17 protein-coding genes are annotated in these 18,504 nt (G+C 62.1%); 10 read left to right on the forward strand and 7 right to left on the reverse strand.

What is annotated here, in order from left to right; genetic code table 11:
• Window positions 1–56 precede the first annotated feature (56 nt).
• The 6 genes from KBB96_RS20305 (at window position 57) to KBB96_RS20330 (ending at window position 5,922) form a co-directional block, all read left to right on the forward strand.
• Window positions 57–734, forward strand: a complete 678-nt coding sequence (locus tag KBB96_RS20305) for a response regulator transcription factor (protein WP_211631321.1) — start codon at window positions 57–59, stop codon at window positions 732–734.
• Window positions 731–2,173, forward strand: coding sequence for a sensor histidine kinase (locus tag KBB96_RS20310; RefSeq protein WP_211631322.1), 1,443 nt, complete (start codon window positions 731–733; stop codon window positions 2,171–2,173). The genes KBB96_RS20305 and KBB96_RS20310 overlap by 4 nt, the downstream gene beginning before the upstream one ends.
• A gap of 69 nt (window positions 2,174–2,242) precedes the next feature.
• A complete protein-coding gene (locus KBB96_RS20315; protein ID WP_211631323.1) occupies window positions 2,243–3,757 on the forward strand; it encodes an ArnT family glycosyltransferase in 1,515 nt (504 codons plus the stop codon).
• A 1-nt stretch (window position 3,758) separates the two neighbouring features.
• Entirely contained in the window at window positions 3,759–4,763 is a 1,005-nt protein-coding gene (locus KBB96_RS20320; RefSeq protein ID WP_211631324.1) for a glycosyltransferase family 2 protein, read from the forward strand.
• A complete protein-coding gene (locus tag KBB96_RS20325) occupies window positions 4,760–5,146 on the forward strand; it encodes a GtrA family protein (protein WP_211631325.1) in 387 nt (128 codons plus the stop codon). Before KBB96_RS20320 ends, KBB96_RS20325 begins: the two co-directional genes overlap by 4 nt.
• A complete protein-coding gene (locus tag KBB96_RS20330) occupies window positions 5,143–5,922 on the forward strand; it encodes a ChbG/HpnK family deacetylase (RefSeq protein WP_211631326.1) in 780 nt (259 codons plus the stop codon). The genes KBB96_RS20325 and KBB96_RS20330 overlap by 4 nt, the downstream gene beginning before the upstream one ends.
• Here the strand turns inward: KBB96_RS20330 and KBB96_RS20335 are convergent.
• Window positions 5,903–7,774 carry a beta-N-acetylhexosaminidase gene (locus KBB96_RS20335; protein WP_211631327.1) on the reverse strand — a complete coding sequence of 624 codons (1,872 nt, stop codon included), beginning with the start codon at window positions 7,772–7,774 and terminating at the stop codon, window positions 5,903–5,905. The genes KBB96_RS20330 and KBB96_RS20335 overlap by 20 nt on opposite strands.
• A 204-nt stretch (window positions 7,775–7,978) precedes the next feature.
• On the opposite strand from KBB96_RS20335, the gene KBB96_RS20340 reads away from it, so the two are divergent.
• Window positions 7,979–8,452, forward strand: a complete 474-nt coding sequence (locus KBB96_RS20340) for a hypothetical protein (RefSeq protein WP_211631328.1) — start codon at window positions 7,979–7,981, stop codon at window positions 8,450–8,452.
• 56 nt (window positions 8,453–8,508) lie between these two features.
• Window positions 8,509–9,927, forward strand: coding sequence for an adenylosuccinate lyase (gene purB, locus KBB96_RS20345; RefSeq protein WP_226373597.1), 1,419 nt, complete (start codon window positions 8,509–8,511; stop codon window positions 9,925–9,927).
• Between the two features lie 112 nt (window positions 9,928–10,039).
• Here purB and KBB96_RS20350 read toward each other — a convergent pair whose 3' ends face one another.
• Complete coding sequence (locus KBB96_RS20350; protein WP_211631330.1) at window positions 10,040–12,244, reverse strand: beta-N-acetylhexosaminidase; 2,205 nt, start codon at window positions 12,242–12,244, stop codon at window positions 10,040–10,042.
• A gap of 195 nt (window positions 12,245–12,439) precedes the next feature.
• Between KBB96_RS20350 and KBB96_RS20355 the strand changes: the two genes are divergently transcribed.
• A complete protein-coding gene (locus KBB96_RS20355; RefSeq protein ID WP_211631331.1) occupies window positions 12,440–13,843 on the forward strand; it encodes an Nramp family divalent metal transporter in 1,404 nt (467 codons plus the stop codon).
• 13 nt (window positions 13,844–13,856) lie between these two features.
• Here the strand turns inward: KBB96_RS20355 and KBB96_RS20360 are convergent, their stop codons facing one another.
• Window positions 13,857–14,810 carry a DMT family transporter gene (locus KBB96_RS20360; RefSeq protein WP_211631332.1) on the reverse strand — a complete coding sequence of 318 codons (954 nt, stop codon included), beginning with the start codon at window positions 14,808–14,810 and terminating at the stop codon, window positions 13,857–13,859.
• Between the two features lie 185 nt (window positions 14,811–14,995).
• Window positions 14,996–15,697: a helix-turn-helix transcriptional regulator gene (locus tag KBB96_RS20365; protein WP_211631333.1), complete on the reverse strand. Its 702-nt coding sequence runs from the start codon at window positions 15,695–15,697 to the stop codon at window positions 14,996–14,998.
• 395 nt (window positions 15,698–16,092) lie between these two features.
• On the opposite strand from KBB96_RS20365, the gene KBB96_RS20370 reads away from it, so the two are divergent.
• Complete coding sequence (locus KBB96_RS20370) at window positions 16,093–16,458, forward strand: ArsR/SmtB family transcription factor (protein ID WP_211631334.1); 366 nt, start codon at window positions 16,093–16,095, stop codon at window positions 16,456–16,458.
• Between the two features lie 175 nt (window positions 16,459–16,633).
• On the opposite strand, the gene KBB96_RS20375 is transcribed toward KBB96_RS20370, so the two are convergent.
• The 3 genes from KBB96_RS20375 to KBB96_RS20385 form a co-directional block, all read right to left on the reverse strand.
• Window positions 16,634–17,491 (reverse strand): carbon-nitrogen hydrolase, encoded by an 858-nt coding sequence (locus KBB96_RS20375; RefSeq protein WP_211631335.1) that lies wholly within the window; start codon window positions 17,489–17,491, stop codon window positions 16,634–16,636.
• 245 nt (window positions 17,492–17,736) lie between these two features.
• On the reverse strand, window positions 17,737–18,126 hold the full coding sequence (locus KBB96_RS20380; RefSeq protein ID WP_211631336.1) for a type II toxin-antitoxin system VapC family toxin: 390 nt from the start codon (window positions 18,124–18,126) through the stop codon (window positions 17,737–17,739).
• On the reverse strand, window positions 18,123–18,407 hold the full coding sequence (locus KBB96_RS20385) for a type II toxin-antitoxin system Phd/YefM family antitoxin (RefSeq protein WP_211631337.1): 285 nt from the start codon (window positions 18,405–18,407) through the stop codon (window positions 18,123–18,125). Before KBB96_RS20385 ends, KBB96_RS20380 begins: the two co-directional genes overlap by 4 nt.
• Window positions 18,408–18,504 lie beyond the last annotated feature (97 nt).

The following is an 18,504-nucleotide window of genomic DNA, read 5'->3' on the forward strand; positions in this document are numbered from 1 at the left end:
GCACTACTTGCAGTGGAGCTTTTCCTGCACGATGGACCCTGATAGGGAAACCGAAGATGCGCTTGCTGCTGATCGAGGACCATGACCCGCTGCGGGAAGGGCTGTGCCAGTATTTCCGGGAGGCGGGCTATCTGGTGGATGCGTTTTCTTCCGGAGATGAGGGGCTGTGGGCGGCGGAGAGCGGCGGTTACGATCTGGTGCTGCTGGACCTGATGCTGCCGAGGGTCGATGGGATGTCGATCTTGAGAAAACTCCGTGCGATGGAGAATCCGGTTCACATCCTCGTGATCAGCGCGCGGGATGGGTTGGAGGACCGGTTGGAGGCCTTGGATGGAGGAGCGGATGATTTCCTGGTGAAGCCTTTCCCGCTGGCGGAGGCCTTGGCACGGGTGAGGGCTCTCCTGCGGCGGAGCTACGTGAAGAAGAGCCCGTTGATCCACGTCGCGGATCTCGAGGTGGATCCGGTGAAGCGATTGGTTCGCCGGGCGGGCCGGGTGATCGAACTGACCGCATTGGAGTACCGGCTGTTGGAGTACCTCGCCTATCGCACGGGAGAGGTGGTGCCGCGCACGGACATCTGGGAGCGCGTGTTTGAGGATGGCGAGGGCGGCAGCAGCAATGCGGTGGACGTTTACATCGGATACCTGCGGAAGAAACTGAACGCCGGTGGGGAAGCGGACCTGATCCAGACCCGCCGTGGCCAGGGCTATGTGTTGGAGGGGAGGGAGTCATGAGGGCGAAATCGATCCGGCTTTCGCTGCTGATCCGTTGTGGAATCGGCGTGGGAGTCCTGCTGTGCCTGCTCTCGTGCTCCGTTTACTGGCTGGTCCGGCAGAGCCTCTACCGCGAGCTGGACAATTCGCTTGAGGAAACAGCTTCCCTGCTGGGGAACCAGGTGGAGCTGGAGAACGGCGGCATCGTCCATGAATGGCGGGAGGGCATGGGCGCGAATCATCCGCTGATCGCCAATGGGCTTTATCAATTCTGGGATGAGACCACCGGGGACACGGTGCGGTCTCCGGCTTTGCATGCCAGCAATCTGCCGAAGTACTCCGGCCTGGATGGGAAGCCGCTCTTGCGGAACATACCGTTGCCAGAGGGAGGCCGTGGCCGTGCGGTCGGCTTGCGGATTTATCCCTTCGTACTGCCGGAGGAAGTGGAGCGCATGAAGGAACGCCATGCGGTGATCGATCCCAGGACATTGCCGCATCTGCTGGTGGTCGCGCGCGATGCCGAGCCGATCCACCGGACCCTTGAGCGGTTGAAGATGATGCTGGTCGCGGGGACGGCGTGTACCCTGGGGCTCGGGTATCTGTTGGTCGGCCGGGTGGTGCATATTTCGCTACGGCCCCTTGAGCGGCTCACCCGTGAGGTGAGAGGACGTGCCGAGCACCAGTTGGATGCGGCGTTGGACGTGCCGGGTGAATTGCCGGTGGAACTCACGGGATTGGCGCGTGACTTTGATTCATTGCTCGGGCGCGTGGCGGTGACCCGGCAGCGCGAGCGGGATTTCATCCGCCATGCGGCGCATGAGCTGCGGACCCCGATCGCCGGGCTGCGGGCGACCACCGATCTTGCGTTGTCGCAGACCCGGGAAGCGGAAGCCTACCGCCATCACCTCGCGGTGTGTCAGAAGACGGCCATCGAACTCGGGGAGCTGGTCCAGCGGCTGTCCATGCTGGCACGCATCGGCCAGACGCCACAGTCGGCGAAACAGGAGCCGGTGGATGTGGCGGGGCTGCTCACCGATTGCGAGGCGTCCTTTCAGCGTCGGGCGCATGAGCGCGGGCTGTCCATCGACCATCGCTTTCCGGATGAGAAGGTGATTGCGGGAGCCGACCCCGCGCTACTCAAGATCGTCTTCAACAATCTCCTGGATAATGCGGTCTGCTACGCCGCGGCAGGCAGCACCTTGTGGATCAGTCTCCGGAGGGCGGACGGGCGGGTTGAGATGGTGTTCGGAAATGCCGCCGAGGATTTGCCGGACCCGATCGAGCGCCTGTTCGAGCCCCTGTTCCGTGGAGAAAGCTCACGGCATGATGCGGAATCCCATCTCGGAGTCGGGCTGACCTTGAGCCTGGATGTGGTGCGTGCCATGGGGGGGACGCTCCAGGCCCGCCGTGCGGAAGAGGGGGCGATCGAACTGGTCCTTGAATTGCCGGCGGCGGAGTAATTCTACGGATACGGGAACAGCGGGGCTCTCACCGGGTTCTCATGTTGGCTTTGCTAGGAGACACGCCACATGGCCGATGTCTCTTCCGCGGATGACCGCAAATTGTTACGCCGCCTCTGGCTGATGCTGGCGGTTCTGGTGGCCTGCCGTCTGGTGTTGCTGGTGTTCGCCCCTCACACCGATCCTTCGGAATCCCGCTACGCGGAGATCTCCCGGAAGATGGTGGAAACGAGCGATTGGATCACTCCGCAGTTCAAATACGGGGTGCCATTCTGGGCGAAACCGCCGCTCTCCATGTGGATGTCCGCGCTGGGCATCGGGCTTTTCGGTGCGAATGAGTTCGGATCGCGGATCTTCATCTTCCTGGCCGCGCTGGCGGTTCTATGGCTGGTCGCGAAAATGGGAGCCCGCGAGCGGGATCCCGCCACCGGCCTCGCCGCGGCAGTCCTGTTGATGGGGATGCCCTTGTTCTTCTATTGCTCCGCGGCGGTGATGACGGATCTGCCATTGCTGCTCGGGATCACGATGGCGATGGCGGGTTTCCGGTTCGCGGTGAGGGATGGTTCGCGAGGATGGGGCTACGTTTTTTTCCTCGGGCTGGCGGTCGGGCTGCTGGCGAAGGGGCCCTTGGTCGGCGTGCTGGTGATGCCGCCTCTCGTCGGTTGGGTGGTGGTGACCGGCCGCTGGCGGCAGACATGGAAGAACCTTCCCTGGTTCACCGGTACGCTGCTGATGCTGCTCATCGCAGTGCCGTGGTATGTGCTGGCCGAGCGGAAAACCCCGGGATTCATCGACTACTTCATCGTGGGCGAGCACTGGAAGCGTTTCACCGTAAAAGGCTGGCAAGGTGACCTCTATGGCCATGCCCATGCCACCGCTCCGGGCATGATTGCGGTTTTCGTCCTGGCGGGAACCTTTCCCTGGTGCCTCGGGTTTCTGGCGCTTCCGTTCCGTCGCCTGCGGAGTCTCCTGGAGTGGGCGAAGGCGGATGAAGGCGGCGGTCTCTATTGGATGCTGTGGGCGTTGTGGCCGGTTGTCTTTTTCCTTCCGGCCCGCAATATCATCGCCACTTATCCGCTGCCCGCACTGCCCGCGCTGGCCATGCTGTTGGCAGGGATCGCGGTTCCGCTGGTGAGGAAGGGAGTGGGGGTGGGATCGCCGCATGCGCTGAATCCGTTGATCGTCTCCGCCTGCGGGGCGGTCATGGTGTGGGCGCTCGGCGTTTCCCTGGTATGGACCGACCATGCACCGAAGTTCTCCGAGCGCGAGCTGGTGCGCCGCTATCAGAAACAGCACCAGACGGGGGATGTCCTGCTCTACTATGGACTCCGTAAATTCTCCGCCGAATTTTATGCCGAGGGCAACATCGACTATGCCAGCTCCGCCGATGAGGTGGAACAGAAGCTCGCGGCACCCGGGCGTCTCTTCCTGGCCTGCCCGACCCGCTATATTTCATTGCTTCCGGAACCCGTGCGCCAGCGCTTCGCCGCCGTCGGCACATGGGGTCCGGAAACCCTCTACGAAGAAATTCCCATGCTGCCGGCCATGGCTGGCGGCCACCAGGCATCCACACCCAAGCCCTGACATGAACCCGACCCTGGCTCCGCCTGCTCCGGCTCCACACGCGCAACGTGTCTCAAACGTGCAGCCGTCCATTTCGTGCGTGGTGCCGGCCTTCAACGAGGCCGCTGGAATCGCGGCGTTCCTCACGGAACTGTGCGCTCATCTGGCCACCCTCAGCTCCCGGCACGAGGTCATCGTGGTGGACGACGGGAGCCGTGACTCGACGGTGCTGGAGGTGATCGCCGCTTCGGGCGGGCTGCCGGTGAAACTGGTGGCGCTATCCCGCAACTTTGGCAAGGAAGCCGCGATCAGCGCGGGCCTCGATGAAGCGCACGGCGAAGTGGTGGTGATTCTCGATGCCGATTTCCAGCACCCCTTTTCCACCATCGGTGAATTCATCCGCCACTGGCAGCAAGGGTATGACATGGTCTATGGGGTCCGTGCGGACCGCCGCACCGATCCGATGGTCAGGCGTTTTCTCAGCCGGAGCTTCTACGCGATCATCAGCCGCGGGGCCTCGGTCGAAATCCCCGCGGATGCGGGCGACTTCCGGTTGATGGATCAGAAGGTGGTCGCGGCGATCCGCGATCTGCCGGAGAACAGCCGTTTCATGAAGGGGCTCTACAACTGGGTGGGCTTCCGCTCGATTGGCATCCCATTCGAGGTCGCCGAGAGAGCGGAGGGGCATTCCCGTTTCAATTTCAGAAGGCTCTTCGAACTGGCAATCACCGGACTCACGTCGTTCTCATCCTTCCCGCTGCGGTTGTGGGTGGGCGTTGGCTCGCTGGTCTCGGGAATCTCGATCTTCTACGCGTTGTTCATCGTCACCCGGACGTTGATCAGCGGCGCGGATGTGCCCGGTTGGGCCACGCTGGTGGTGGCGGTGACATTCCTCGGAGGCGTCCAGTTGTTCTCGATCGGCATCCTCGGCGAGTATGTCGCGCGGATCTTCAATGAGGTGAAGCACCGGCCCAATTATCTGGTGGCGGAACGCCATGGTTTTTCCAGAGACGATCACCGCTCATGAAACTAAGTGTGCAGGTGATCCGCTTCGGATGCGTGGGAGTGGCGGCGATGCTCGTCCACCTCGGCGTGGTATCGGTGCTTGTGCCGGGTGGCATGTCCCCGCTGGTGGCGAACGTGGCAGCCTTCACCGTGGCGTTCCAGGTCAGCTACGGCGGGCATCGTAGGTGGACCTTCGAGGCGGACGGCGGATGGGGTGCGTACCTGCGGATGCTCGCGGTTTCGCTGGCTTCCTTCGCCCTGAATGAAGCGATGTATGCCGGGCTGCTGCGCTTCACCACGCTCGACTACCGTGCCGCCTTGTTCCTGGTGCTGGTGGTGGTGGCGTTTCTCACGTTCGCCGCTTCCCGGCTGTGGGTGTTCACACGTGGAGAACAGCCGTCATGAAACGGATGACCCTGTGCGCGGACGACTACGGCCAATCGCCGGAGATCTCGGACGGCATCCTGAAGCTGCTGGCGATGGAGCGCCTGCAGGCGGTGTCGTGCATGGCGGAATCACCGGATTGGCCGGCTGCGGCGAGAGCCCTGCGTGAGCGGCCGGGCGAATACCAGACCGGCTTGCATTTCAATCTCACGCATCCCTTCACGCAGGCGGGCCGATCCCTGTCCTCCGTCATGAGAGACGCCTGGCTGCGGCGGATGAATCCCATGGAGGTGGAGCGGCGGTTTGATTCCCAGTGGCAGGCGTTCGTCCGGGAAATGGGCAGGCCGCCCGACTACGTGGACGGGCACCAGCATGTGCATGCTTTTCCAGTGATCCGGAAGGTGGTGGCGCGGCGGGTGAGGGAACTCTCCGCCACCGCATGGATCAGGACTCCCGGAGGACGGGAATCAGCTCCGAAGGCGTTGGTGCTGGCATGGGCCAGCCGCGGCCTGCGGCGGACGCTTGGAATGGAAGGCCTCGCCACGAATCCCGGGTTCGCGGGACTGCGACCCTATGAACCGCAGTTCGATTTTCGCAGGGCCTTTTGGAAATGGCTGACGGCAAATCCGGATGGCACACTCATCATGTGCCACCCGGGGCTTCCTTCGGAGGATGTCCACGATCCCATCCGGGACTGCCGGCCGCTGGAACTGGCGTATCTGACATCGGACGATTTTGCGGATGATTGCCGGGCGTCCGATGTCGTGTTCGAGCGTCCTACTTTTTCTGGAAGCTGATGGAGCCGTTGGAGTCGGTGCCCTCGTGGCTGTCGGCGCTGGCACGCAGGACGAGCTTGGCTCCGGCAGGCACGCCGGATTTCACCTCCAGCGTGTAGGCGGCATCCTTCGGGTTCGCACCGGTGAAGCCGCGGTGTGCATCGGTGGCGATGACCTTGCCATCCGCGAGCAGTTCGATCTTGTCGAACCACAGGCCGAAGCCGCCGCTTTCATAGGTGGGCGTCGCGATATAGATGCCCGCAGCCAGCGGCCCGTTGACAGGACCCTCCAGCGTCACGGTTTTGCTGGCCGGGCTGATGCTGGCGGTGTCCCACTGGACCGGCGGAAGAGCTTCCAGCTTGCGGTAGTTCACCTTCATGGCATCGAGCCGCTTCACATGCACGGCGAGGCGCTTTTGGAAGCTCTTGAAGTCCTTGTTCGCGGCGATGGTCCAGGTGGTTTCACCAAGAGCTACGGCACGTGGATAGGCCTGGTACTCGACGTGTTCGGGCTTCGGCATCAGCTCGGTCCAGAGCTGTGCCTGAGCGCCCCAGAGATTCTGCTTCTTGTCCGCGGCCACGTTCGGCAGGTCGCAGTTGAAGTTATAGACGGAACGCAGGGTGATCGGCCCCTTGTAGAGGGCTTGGTTGTCGGTGGGATCGCTGGTCTGGTAGGAGTCGAAATACAGCGGACCGACCGGGCAGAGGATCACGGGGTTGCCTTCGTTGGCGACCTTGGCCGCAGTGCCCATGGAGAGCCATGGCATGACCACGGCATTCTTCGGCGTGCCTCCGTGGGTGATTTCCTCCCAGCCCACTGCGACGCGGCCTTTCTTTGCGATGTGCGCGGACATTTGATCGAAGAGCCAGCCTTGCAGGGCCTCCTCGTCTTTCAGGCCCAGCTCCTTGATGCGCTGCTGGACATACTCGCTCTGCTTCCACTGGCCTTTCGGCGCCTCGTCACCACCGAAATGGATCCACTTTCCGGGGAAGAGCGCCATCGTCTCATCGAGGATGTCCCTGAGGAAGTTCAGTGACTTTTCATCGACATTGATGAGGTCCGGCGAGTGGTTCGATTTCACCACGGGCACCTTGCCGGTGGTGGAGAACTCCGGATAGGCGGTGAGCATCGTCATCGCATGTGCGGGGAACTCGATCTCCGGCATGATGGTGATGTGGAGCTTCGCCGCGTGGGCGACGATCTGCTTCACGTCCTCCTGGGTGTAGAAGCCACCGCCGTGGAAGCTGCCGTAGTGGAACTTCGCCTTCACCGAGTGATCGGTGGGGTCTTCACCGGGATAGGAGGCGGGCTGGTCCTGGCCCACCTGGGTGAGCTTGGGATACTTCTTGATCTCCAGACGCCAGCCCTCCGAGTCCACGATGTGCCAGTGGAAACGGTTCATCTTCTGCGTGGCCATCACGTCGAGGCACTTCAGGACGAACTCCTTCGGCATGAAATGGCGGGCGCTGTCGAGATGCAGTCCGCGCCATGGGAATGCAGGGGCGTCCTCAATGGAAACGCAGGGAACATCCGCGGCAACCGCCTTGTCGGCATCACTGCCATAAACCTGCGGTGGCAGGAGCTGGAGGAGCGTCTGTACGCCATAGAAAACGCCTGCGGAGTCACCCCCTTCGATGAGGGCTCCCTGTGGAGTCACCTTCAGGCGGTAACCTTCGGTGGGCAGACCGGAGGTGATGGCGAGCTTGATCGGGCCGTTCTTGTCGAGCGACACCGGGTGGCCGAGCCCGCTCTTTAGGCGGGTGCCGAGGTAGGTGGCCTCGTTTTTCAGGTCCTCCGGAGCGCTGATGCCGACATTGGCGGGGAGCTTGAAAGAGCCGTCCGCGCGCTGCACCGAGCGTGGCTGTGGGATCAACGGCAAGGGTTCCACTGCAAAGGCAGCGGCCGACAGGGCTATGGTTGTAAGCAACGAACGCATGGGATGACAAAAAGATCGGCCGCGATACGAGCAGGGTGCGCGGGTTCTGTCGATGAGAAGGAAGAGGTCGGCAAGGAGGCCTCAGTCGCTTGGCCTATCTTTTTTCTCGCCAGTGGATTTCTTCCCGCCCGACGTTCGGGTATGTCTTCCCTCGATCTCGAACGTCTGACTGCCTATCATGAGGCGGGCCATGCGGTGATCGCATTGTCGGAGGGGCGCATGATCCAAGAGGTGAGCATCGTGCCCAAACTCCAGCGACTGGGACACTGCGAGGTGAAAAAGGGGACGGCGCGGAAACTGAAGGACAGTCTCGAAACCGACCTGCTGATCCTGCTCGGGGGGATGGCGGCGGAGGCGCGACTGACCGGGCGTTATCACCTCCCGGGAGCGGCGCAGGACTTGGAAATGGCGCGGCGGCTGGCGGAAATGCGGGCTCCGAATGCGCGCCAAGCCGGGCGTTTGCTGGAGCGGATGCTCTCCAAGGTGGAGCATCTGCTGGAGGACGCCGCGACTTGGAACGCGGTGACGGCAGTGGCGGATGAGCTGTGCAAGTCACATAAAATCAGTGGCCGAGCCGCCCGGCATTTCTACGATCTGGCGATGGCGGGAAGGTGATCCGGGCGATCCTCCCGGGCTTGCGCTGCCCGGTGCGGTTTCCTACGGTCCCGCCCGTGATTCCCAACGTCCTCGCCGAACGCTACGCTTCCTCCGCCACCCAAGCCATCTGGTCCGCCGAGGGCCGCATCGTGCTGGAGCGGGAATTCTGGATCGCGGTGATGAAGGCCCAGCGCGATCTCGGCCTCGACATCCCGGCCGAAGCCATCGCCGCCTACGAAAAGGCGAAGGACAGCGTGGACCCCGGCTCGATCATGGCCCGCGAGCGGATCACCCGCCACGACGTGAAGGCGCGCATCGAGGAGTTCAACGACCTCGCCGGGCACGAGCACATTCACAAGGGTCTGACCTCCCGCGACCTCACCGAGAACGTGGAGCAGCTTCAGGTGTTCCGCTCGCTGGAAGTCATCCGCGACAAAACGGTGGCCACATTGAAGCGCCTGCGCATCCGTTCCGAGCAGTGGGCGGATGTGGTCATCACCGCCCGCACCCACAATGTCGCCGCCCAGCCGACCACCCTCGGCAAGCGTATCGCGATGTTCGGCGAGGAGTTGCTCGGAGCCTTTCATGCACTGGAGGACGTGATCGCCCGCTACCCGGTGCGTGGTCTGAAGGGTGCGGTTGGCACGCAGATGGACCAGCTTTCCCTGTTCGAAGGCGATGCCGCGAAGGTGGCGGAGCTGGAGAAGAAGGTCGTCTCCCACCTCGGCATCCCGGCGGTGTGGATGAATGTCGGTCAGGTCTATCCGCGCTCGCTCGATTTCCGCGTGGTGTCCGTGCTCACGGATCTCGCCAGCGGCCCGTCCTCTTTCTCCAAGACCCTGCGCCTGATGGCCGGTCACGAAACCGCCAGCGAAGGCTTCGCGCCGGGCCAGACCGGATCGAGCGCCATGCCGCACAAGATGAACTCCCGCTCGTGCGAACGCGTGAACGGCTTCCACGTGATCCTGAAGGGCTACCTCGCCATGGCCGGCGGCCTCGCGGGTGACCAGTGGAACGAGGGGGACGTGTCCTGCTCCGTGGTACGCCGCGTGATGCTGCCGGATGCCTTCTTCGCGCTCGATGGTCTCTTCGAAACCTTCCTCACCATCCTCGATCAGATGGATGCCTATCCGGCAGTCATTGCGAAGGAGAACGCGCACTATCTGCCATTCCTCATGACCACCACCATCATGATGGAAGCGGTGAAGGCCGGTGTCGGTCGTGAAACCGCGCACAAGGCGATCAAGGAGCACGCCGTGGCGACGGTGAACGACCTGCGTGTTGGCAAGACCACGGTGAACAATCTCGTCGAGCGCCTTGCTGGCGATGATCGCATTCCTCTCACCGGCGAACAGCTCGCCGCGATCGTCGCGGAAGGTGAAAGCAATGCAGGTGCCGCACGCGCGCAGGTGGCCGCGTTCGCCGCTGCGGTCAGCACGATCGAAGCCGCGCATCCGCAGGCCGCAGCCTACGCACCGGGCTCGATTTTGTAAGGTCGCGCGAAGCTTGGCTTCGCGCGCCGGTAGCAAGCCCGGTTCTGATCGGGCATGCTTGTGACCGAACAGGGCGTTTTCCACACGCGAAGCCCAGCTTCGCTTCACTTGGCTACGGCACCTTCTTCAGGAGCACCACGCCGTTGGAGTCGCTGCCTTCGTCACCATAGACGGCGGCGCGGATCTTGAAGGAGGCACCGGTTTCATAGCGGTCCACCTTCAGGCGATAGACATTCTTGTCGTTCGTCGCGCCGGTGGTGCCGTGATGCACATCCTTCGCCACGCTGTCCTGGTTGAGGAAGACCTCCACGGAGTCGATGTCGAGGCGCTGCTTGCCATCGGTGAACTGGAAGGTGACCTCATAGGTGCCCGCTTGGTTGATCTTGCCGGTGGCATCGAATTCCACGGTCAACGGCTTGCGATCTCCAACCTTGCCGGATTTCCACTCGCCGATTTGCTCTCCATATTTCGCGAAGCGGTTGTCCGCGGCCTTGGTTTGGAAAGGCAGGCTGATGTGTCCGTCCGCGTTCACCGCCACGGCGCGGAAGTCGGATTCCTTTTCCACGGTGACGGGCTTGGTGTAGGCAGGGGAATAGGCGAGCGGCCAGTTGCCATCCGTGGTGTAGCGGATGCCGCCGTCTTCCACTTCCGAAACGGCGGTGGCGGTGAGCTTGCCATCGGTGCCCTTGGTGAAGGTTACCTGCGGGATCGGCAGACGGTGATTCCATCCGGCGGCGGCGTAGCGCGCGTATTGGCGGGCCATGCGGGTGGAGAAGTCCTTCCAATCGCGTGACGCCTTCGGGGTCCACGTCACCTCGGCCAGCGCGGCGGCGCGGGGCAGCATCAGATATTCCAGATAGCGTGCGGAGCGATCTTCGTTGAACGGTGTGGTATCGGCGAGGAACGGCTTGTGAAGGAATTGGTCGCTCCACAGGCAGCCTTCGGCTCCCAACACGGTCTTCTCCTGCTGGGGCGTGAGACCGTCCGGAGTCGGATGCCACTCGTAGGCCTGCTGGAGGGAAATCGGCGGCAGCCAGGTGGCACCAGGCACTTCGCCGGGCTCCTTGCTTTCCGGCACGTCGAAGTAGCAGCGGTTCGTGAGCGCGAGGACGAGCGGGTTGCCACGCTTCGCGCCTTCGGTCACGGCCTTCGGGTCATGCCATGGCATCAGGCCCGCGGTGGTGGAGACGCCGCAGCCGAGGATCTCATCCCAGCCGAGGATCTGGCGGCCCTTTTTCTTGAGGTAGTTTTCCACCTCGGTGGTCATCCAGCCTTGCAGCTCGTGTTCGCTCTTCAGGCCCAGTTCCTTCATCTTCTTCTGGCAATCCGGACAGGCCTTCCACTTGGTGTATTTCGCCTCATCGCCGCCGATGTGGATGTAGGTGGACGGGAAGAGCACACACATTTCATCGAGCACATCGTGGAGGAACTGCCACGTCGTGGCCTTGCCCGCGCAATAGAGATCGTCCGAGATGAAATGGACGGCGGGAACCTTCTGCTCCTTGCCGGTGCAGGACAGCCACGGGTAGGCGGCGATGGCGGAGAGCGTGTGGGCCGGAAGCTCCAGCTCGGGGACGACGGTGATATTACGATCCGCGGCGTACTTCACAATCTCGCGGATGTCCTCCTGCGTGTAGAAGCCGCCCTGGCGGGTCGGGCCCTCGCCGCGGAAAGCACCGATCTCGGTGAGCTTCGGGTATTTCTTGATCTCCAGGCGCCAGCCCGCGTCATCGATCAGGTGGAAATGGAGCACGTTCAGCTTGTGTGCCGCCATGATGTCCAGATAGCGGAGCACGAAAGCCTTGTCGAAGAAGTAGCGGGACGAATCCAGCATCATGCCACGCCACGCGTAGGACGGTTGGTCCTCGATCCGCACCGCCGGGATGACCCACGTCCGGCCTTTGACCTCATGGTCGGAATAGATGGCGGAAGGCAGGAGTTGGAGGAGCGTCTGCACGCCATTGGCAATGCCCGCATAGGCGGGAGCCGTGATCGTGGCTCCGGAGGAGGCGACCGCCAGCTTGTAGGATTCAGCACCCGCGGCAGCGGAGCCTTCCACGCGCAGGATGATGGCCGCACCATTGGCTTGGGACTGGATCGGCAGGCGATAGCCGGTCGACTTGAAAAGCTGGTCGGCAAGGATCCGTGCAGCCGGTTGGCTGGCGGTATCCGCCACAATCACCGTCTGTGGCGTGAGGGTGAAGCTGCCGCTGTCGCGGGTGAGGGCGACCGGTTTGGGGATCACCAGCGGAGAGGGATCGGCGGCGAAAACCGGTAGTGCGGCGGCCAGAAGGGCAAGTGTAAGCGCAAATCGCATGGCAGAAATCGGTGAAACAAAAAAGGAACCGCCACCAAACGGAGCAGGATGGGCAGTCATTTCAATCTCTTCATGGGGAGTTCTGCCGATAGAGGCTTCTTGGCCCACGTTTCGGAGGCTCGCCCACAAATTTTAGCTTAGGCTAAAATTCGGTGTTGATCCGTAGAATTTGAAGGGTAACAAGTGTGCAGCGACATGTCCGACCCGGCCGCCACGTTCGAAGACACCACTCCCAGCCCGGAGGACACTCCCTGCCGCGGCAAAGGATGGCGAGGCAAGGGACGCGAAAGTTTGCCGGAGGTCTTCCGCTCGATCAGGATACCGCAGAATGCCTCATGGTGGCGGAAACTTCTCGCCTTCGCCGGACCCGGGTTCCTCGTTTCGGTTGGTTACATGGATCCGGGCAACTGGGCGACCGACCTCGCGGGCGGAGCGAAGTTCGGCTACACGCTGCTTTCGGTCATCCTGATTTCGAATCTGATGGCGATCCTCCTCCAGCACCTGTGCGTGAAGCTGGGGGTGGTGACGGGCCGCGATCTCGCGCAGGCGTGCCGGGACCACTATCCGCGCCCGGTGGCGTGGATGCTGTGGGTGCTCTGTGAGGCGGCGATCGCAGCGTGTGATCTGGCGGAGGTGATCGGCTCGGCCATCGGCCTGCAACTGCTCTTCGGCATCCCGCTGGTATGGGGCTGCGTGATCACCGTGGCGGACGTGATGATCGTCATGCTGCTGCAGAACAAGGGCTTCCGTTACGTGGAAGCGCTGGTCATCACGCTGATCCTGACCATTGGAGGCTGCTTTGCGGCGGAGATGATTTTCGCGAAGCCGGATCTCGGCGGTATTGCCCGCGGCTTCATGCCTTCGGCCGAGCTGCTTCATAACAAGGAGATGCTGTTCGTGGCGATCGGCATTCTTGGTGCGACGGTGATGCCGCACAATCTCTACCTCCACAGTTCGATCGTGCAGACACGTGATTTCCAGCGCACCGACGAGGGGCGAGCGGAGGCAATCAAGTATGCGACCATCGATTCGACCGGCGCGCTGATGTTCGCCCTTTTCATCAATGGCGGCATCCTCATTCTCGCGGCCGCGGCATTCCACACGACCGGGCGGCACGAAGTGGCGGAGATCCAGGAGGCGTATCAGTTGCTCAGTCCGGTGCTGGGCGTGGGCATTGCCAGTACGTTGTTCGCCGTGGCATTGCTTGCCAGCGGCCAGAACTCCACGCTCACCGGCACGCTCGCCGGTCAGATCGTGATGGAAGGCTTCCTGAACATCCGCATGAAGGCGTGGGTGCGGCGTCTCATCACCCGCCTGATCGCGGTGGTGCCGGCGGTGATTATAATCGCGATCTACGGGGAAAATGAGACGACCAACCTGCTCATCTGGAGCCAGGTGATTCTTTCCATGCAGCTCGGCTTCGCGGTTGTGCCGCTGCTGATGTTCACCGGCGACAAGGTGAAGATGGGTCGCTTCGCGAATCCACTGTGGATCAAGCTCCTCGCCTGGCTCACCGCGGTGGTCATCATCGTGTTGAACGTGAAGCTGCTGGTTGATTTCTTCGTGCCGGAGGCCTGGCGCGCGGCGATCGGTTTGTGAACTGCGGATCGCTTCACGGCATCGGAGCGATCGAAGGATCGTGCGGAGGACGTTTCCACTGCATCAGCACGTTTGCCGCCAGAATCAGCGAGCCGCCCACCATCAGCGAAAACGTCAGCGTTTCGTTCGGGTATTCCTTGCCGACGAATGTTCCCAGCATCGCAGGGAGGAACAGCGCGTAGCCCGCGGTGAATACCGGTTCGATGGTGTAGATCAGGCCGGCCTCGGTGGCGGAGACACGCGGTTGCCAGACGTTCATCAGCAGGTAAGCCCCCACCGAACAGAACACCGCCAGCACCGCCACCAGAACGAACGAAGGCAGCGAGGCACCTGCCTGGATCATGGCAGATGAGGATGGAGCGAGCACCCACGCGATCGGGATGAACAGGATCGCGATGCCGGAGCACATCACGAAGGTCACGGGCAGGCCGCGGTTTCCGTCATAGCGGGGATTTTCCAGCGTCAGGATCTGGAAGGTGAAAATGAAGGCCCCGACCAGCGTTTCGATCTCACCACGGCCGAGACGGAGATCGCCCGGGCGCAGGCCCGCGAGAATCGCTCCACCCGCCACTACCAGAGCGGTGGCTCCCACCACGCGTAATGTCGGCCACTGGCGCTGCCGCAGGCAGGCCCACAGAGGCAGGATCACACAGTACGCTTGGGTCAGGAAGGCGGATGTGGAAGCAGGGGTGTAGGCGAGTCCGTCCGCCTGTACGGCCATGCCAAAGCCACCCCAGAAGGCCAGCAGGAGGCCTTGGCGGAGCTCCTGACGGGTTGGTCGCACCCGATGCAGCAGAGGCAGGAGGATCAAGGCTCCGAGGCCGAAGCGCCCCACCTGCATCCATGCCGCCAGAAAGGCACTGCTCGCCTCCGGGATCCGCAGCGTCTGCTCATAGTGCAGCGCCTTTACCACGGGAAAACTCAATCCCCACAGCGCACATGCGATGATCAGAAACAAAACCGGCACGGATGGATGCTAACCGGGACTTCCGTTGCGTGGCCAGCCGCATCCCGGGAAAAGCCCGGGCCAGCCCGACTGTCCCCGACCCGCTGTCTGTCATGAGCACCGGGCCGGGAGACGTCGGCTTGCCACTTCGTGGCCTGCGCTGGTGGCTGTAATGTGAAACACCTTGTCCCGCCAATTCCCCAAAACTAGGGGGTGTCCCGCCCATCCCCCACACGGAAGCGGGCCAGCAGCTCCGGTGTGGAGCGCACGGTGAAGTGCGAGAAAAGTGTTTTGACGTAATCGTTGACCGTATGGACGGACAAGCCGAGGTCCGCCGCGATCTGCTTGCGGGACCTCCCGTGCAGGAGCTGGGTGAAGACCATGCGGCAGCGCGGAGACAACGCGGGCAGCGAGCGGGACTCCTCCACCGGCAGGCCATCCACATGCAGCCAATCCACCTCCGTGAGCAGGACATGGACGATTTTTGATTCGCGTTGGGTGAACTGCGGCTTGTCGAGATGACGATAGATTCCCACCGAACTGATGGCTCCACGATCCAAGGGGCGGAACGAAAGGATGAGGGGACCCAGACCGGCCTCCTCCCATAACTTCGAGGCGGGTGAAGTCTGGAAGCGCTCATCCGGGATGATTTGCTGACGGCGGCGGGTGAGGTGGGTCTTCTCGTTCTGGAGTTCCATGATGAACGGAAGGGTCATCTCCCCGGTGTCCGGATGCTCCACCGCCTTGAGATAAGCCGGAAGCTGCTCCGGACCGAGTCCGCCGAGCTGATGATAGAAATAGACCGGCTGTCGTCCGGGGATCAGGGAAGGGGCCGCGGCCCACAACCAGGCCTGGGCGTCGATCAGGCGGCAGAGGCCTTCCATCAGGATCTCGCGCTTGCGGTTCACGGGACCCGATTCCGCCGCTACTTCGGATAAAAGCCGGACAATAGCTCGTACATCCTCGTCTTCCAACAGGTGTTCCGGGTTGGGGGGATGTTTTGAATTCTCCACGCGGCGAGGCTGCGGTACAGATCAATGTTTGTGGAAATGTTTTCGATCATGTGATGACAACTTTTTTATCCTCTCGGTGTTGCATATTCGTGCGATCTGCGGTCTCTTGTATCCGGTCGTTGGTAATCAGCGGGTTGGTGGTTAATATTGGTAATCTGAGGGTTACGCATATGTTTCGGGCTATGGGTAATTTTACGATTACCATTGAACTTCAGAAGAAAACTTATGTCTTTCACGGGTTAAGGGATTGCCAAGTCAGGTGATAATACCTATGCCTCGCATGAGTGGAGATGAGCGGTACGAAGACCAGATTACGGGCGGGCCTGAAAGAACAAGGAAAAGCCTTGGCTGGTGCCCGGAAACCCTTGGCTCTCGGGCATCCGGTGAGGTGGGCCTTGATCCGTGAGGTGGCTTTCCATGGTCCGCTGCCGGTGAAGGAACTGGCCCAGCGGCTGGGGGTGGACCGCCCGGCCTTGTCGAGTCATTTGCCACAACTCCTCGAGTGCGGAATCGTGGCGGTCTTCCCCGATCCGGGAGGGGATGCCAGACGGCGCTGCATCGGTTTGTCCGAGTCCGCTACCTGTCACCAGAACGGCCACGGACTGGAAGTGGACTTCGGAGAGCTGGTGGTGCGCTTCGGCGAGAAGGGGGAATAGATCTCCCGATCCGCAGATACGTCATTGCGGGCAATTTCCGGATAGTTCAAGGCAGGCTCACATCAATCCGGCCGACCCGGTGCCGCGGACGAGCCGACGGGTATCGATGGCGAGCGGACTGAGATTGAAGGCGTACTTGATCAGGTTCGGCACCTGGTCCTTCGCCGCGATGATTTCAACTCCGCCAGCGCTTCGTCAGATCGCCGTAGGCATCGATACGGCGATCGCGGAAGAACGGCCAGATGCGGCGGAAATCCTCCACAAGCTGGAGGTCCACATCGTGGTAGAGGATCTCTTCGTTCTCCGTGGAGGCCTTTGCGACGATTTCGCCATAGGGATTGGCCACAAACGAGCGGCCCCAGAACTCGGTGTTGTCCTGGTTGCCGGTGCGGTTGATGGCGGCGAGGTAGCAGCCATTGGCGACGGCATGGCCACGCTGGACGGTTTCCCAGGCGCAGTGCTGGGCATCGCCAAGGGTCGGTTTTTCCTCGGGAAGCCAGCCGATCGCGGTAGGATAGACGAGGAGCTGGGCACCGCCGAGGGTCATCAGGCGGGCAGCCTCCGGATACCACTGGTCCCAGCAGATCAGCACGCCGAGCTTGCCGAACTTCGTGTCCCACACCGGCCAACCGGAGTCGCCGGGGGTGAAGTAGAATTTCTCCTCAAAGGCCGGGTCCTGTGGGATGTGGGACTTCCGGTAGAGACCGAGCAGGGCGCCATCGGCATCGTGGATCGCGGCGGTGTTGTGGTAGAGGCCGGGGCCGCGTTTTTCGAAAAGGGAGGAAACCAGCACGATGCCGAGTTCCTTCGCCAGCGCGCCGAGGCGGTCGGTGACCGGGCCGGGCAGGGGATCGGCCAGGTCGAACAGAGCCGGATCCTCGACCGTGCAGAAATACGGGGTCAGGAACAGCTCCTGCGTTACCACGATGTTTGCGCCGCCTGCGGCGGCTTCGCGGATCAGCTTCTCATGGTGGGAGAAGGCTTCGTCCTTGGTGGCGAAGGTCTTGGACTGGAGCAGGGCGAGACGCGGCATGGCGGGAGAACCTGAACATGGCATCCGCCGCGATCAACGTCGAACATCGGGGCGTGAAAAATCCGCCAGTCATGCTTGGGTCCCTGCATGGAGAGCGATCTGCCCGTAGTGAAAGACGAGCCGCAGCCCTGCCACCTTTGTGGTCAGGAGGCCGTGATCGTGGTCGGAGGCGAGGCATGGTGCGCGTCCTGCCTCCATGCCCGGGGTTCGTGTTGTGCGGAATCGGAGATAGATGAGTAGGGAAGCTACCAGAGCCGCTTCGGCGCGTATGCGTCCAAGCTGTTATCGGCGCTGAGGATCGCCAGGCCGTCTGTGGCGGCTTGTGCCACCAGCAGACGGTCGAAAGGATCACGATGATGCCAAGGCAGCCGGGAAACGGTTTCGCAATGGATCGCGGATAGGTCGATCCGACGGACGCCATTGCGGGTCATTTCTTCCGGGATCAATCGCGCCCAACCACGTCCAAGCTTGAAGTCCGGGCGATCGAGGCTGAGCTTGATGGCGATTTCCCAGAGAGAAGCCACACTCCAAGCCAATTCATCCGCGCTGGTGATATGACGCCGTGCCGACGGAGAGAGCCTTGGATCATCCGCGATCATCCACAGCAGGGCATGGGTATCGAGCAGCAGTCTCATGGCTTTTTCCGCCGGTAGGGTTTCTTCGGCTCCGCCACCCGTTGTGAGATCGGGGGCGCATAGTCACCGAAGTCTTCCAATTCATCGTTGAAGTGGTCTCCCATCGCCAGGACGAGGCCCTTGAGGCCGCCGAACTGCCTGGAGGGAGGGCTTTCACGGACCACTTGCAGCCGGACCATGGGCTCGTTCCGATTGGCGATGATGATTTCTTCACCCTCCAAAGCCCGCTGGATCAGCCGGGAAAGATGGGTTTTCGCTTCATGAATGGAAACGATGCTCATGATCAAGACTTAGTCATGAGACTTGGTCTTGTCAAGATGGCCGAGAAAAGCCGCCATGAAGGCACGGCGGCTAAGGAAGAATGCCCGATTGATTTGT

Source organism: Luteolibacter ambystomatis, assembly GCF_018137965.1.
GTDB classification, from domain to species: domain Bacteria; phylum Verrucomicrobiota; class Verrucomicrobiia; order Verrucomicrobiales; family Akkermansiaceae; genus Luteolibacter; species Luteolibacter ambystomatis.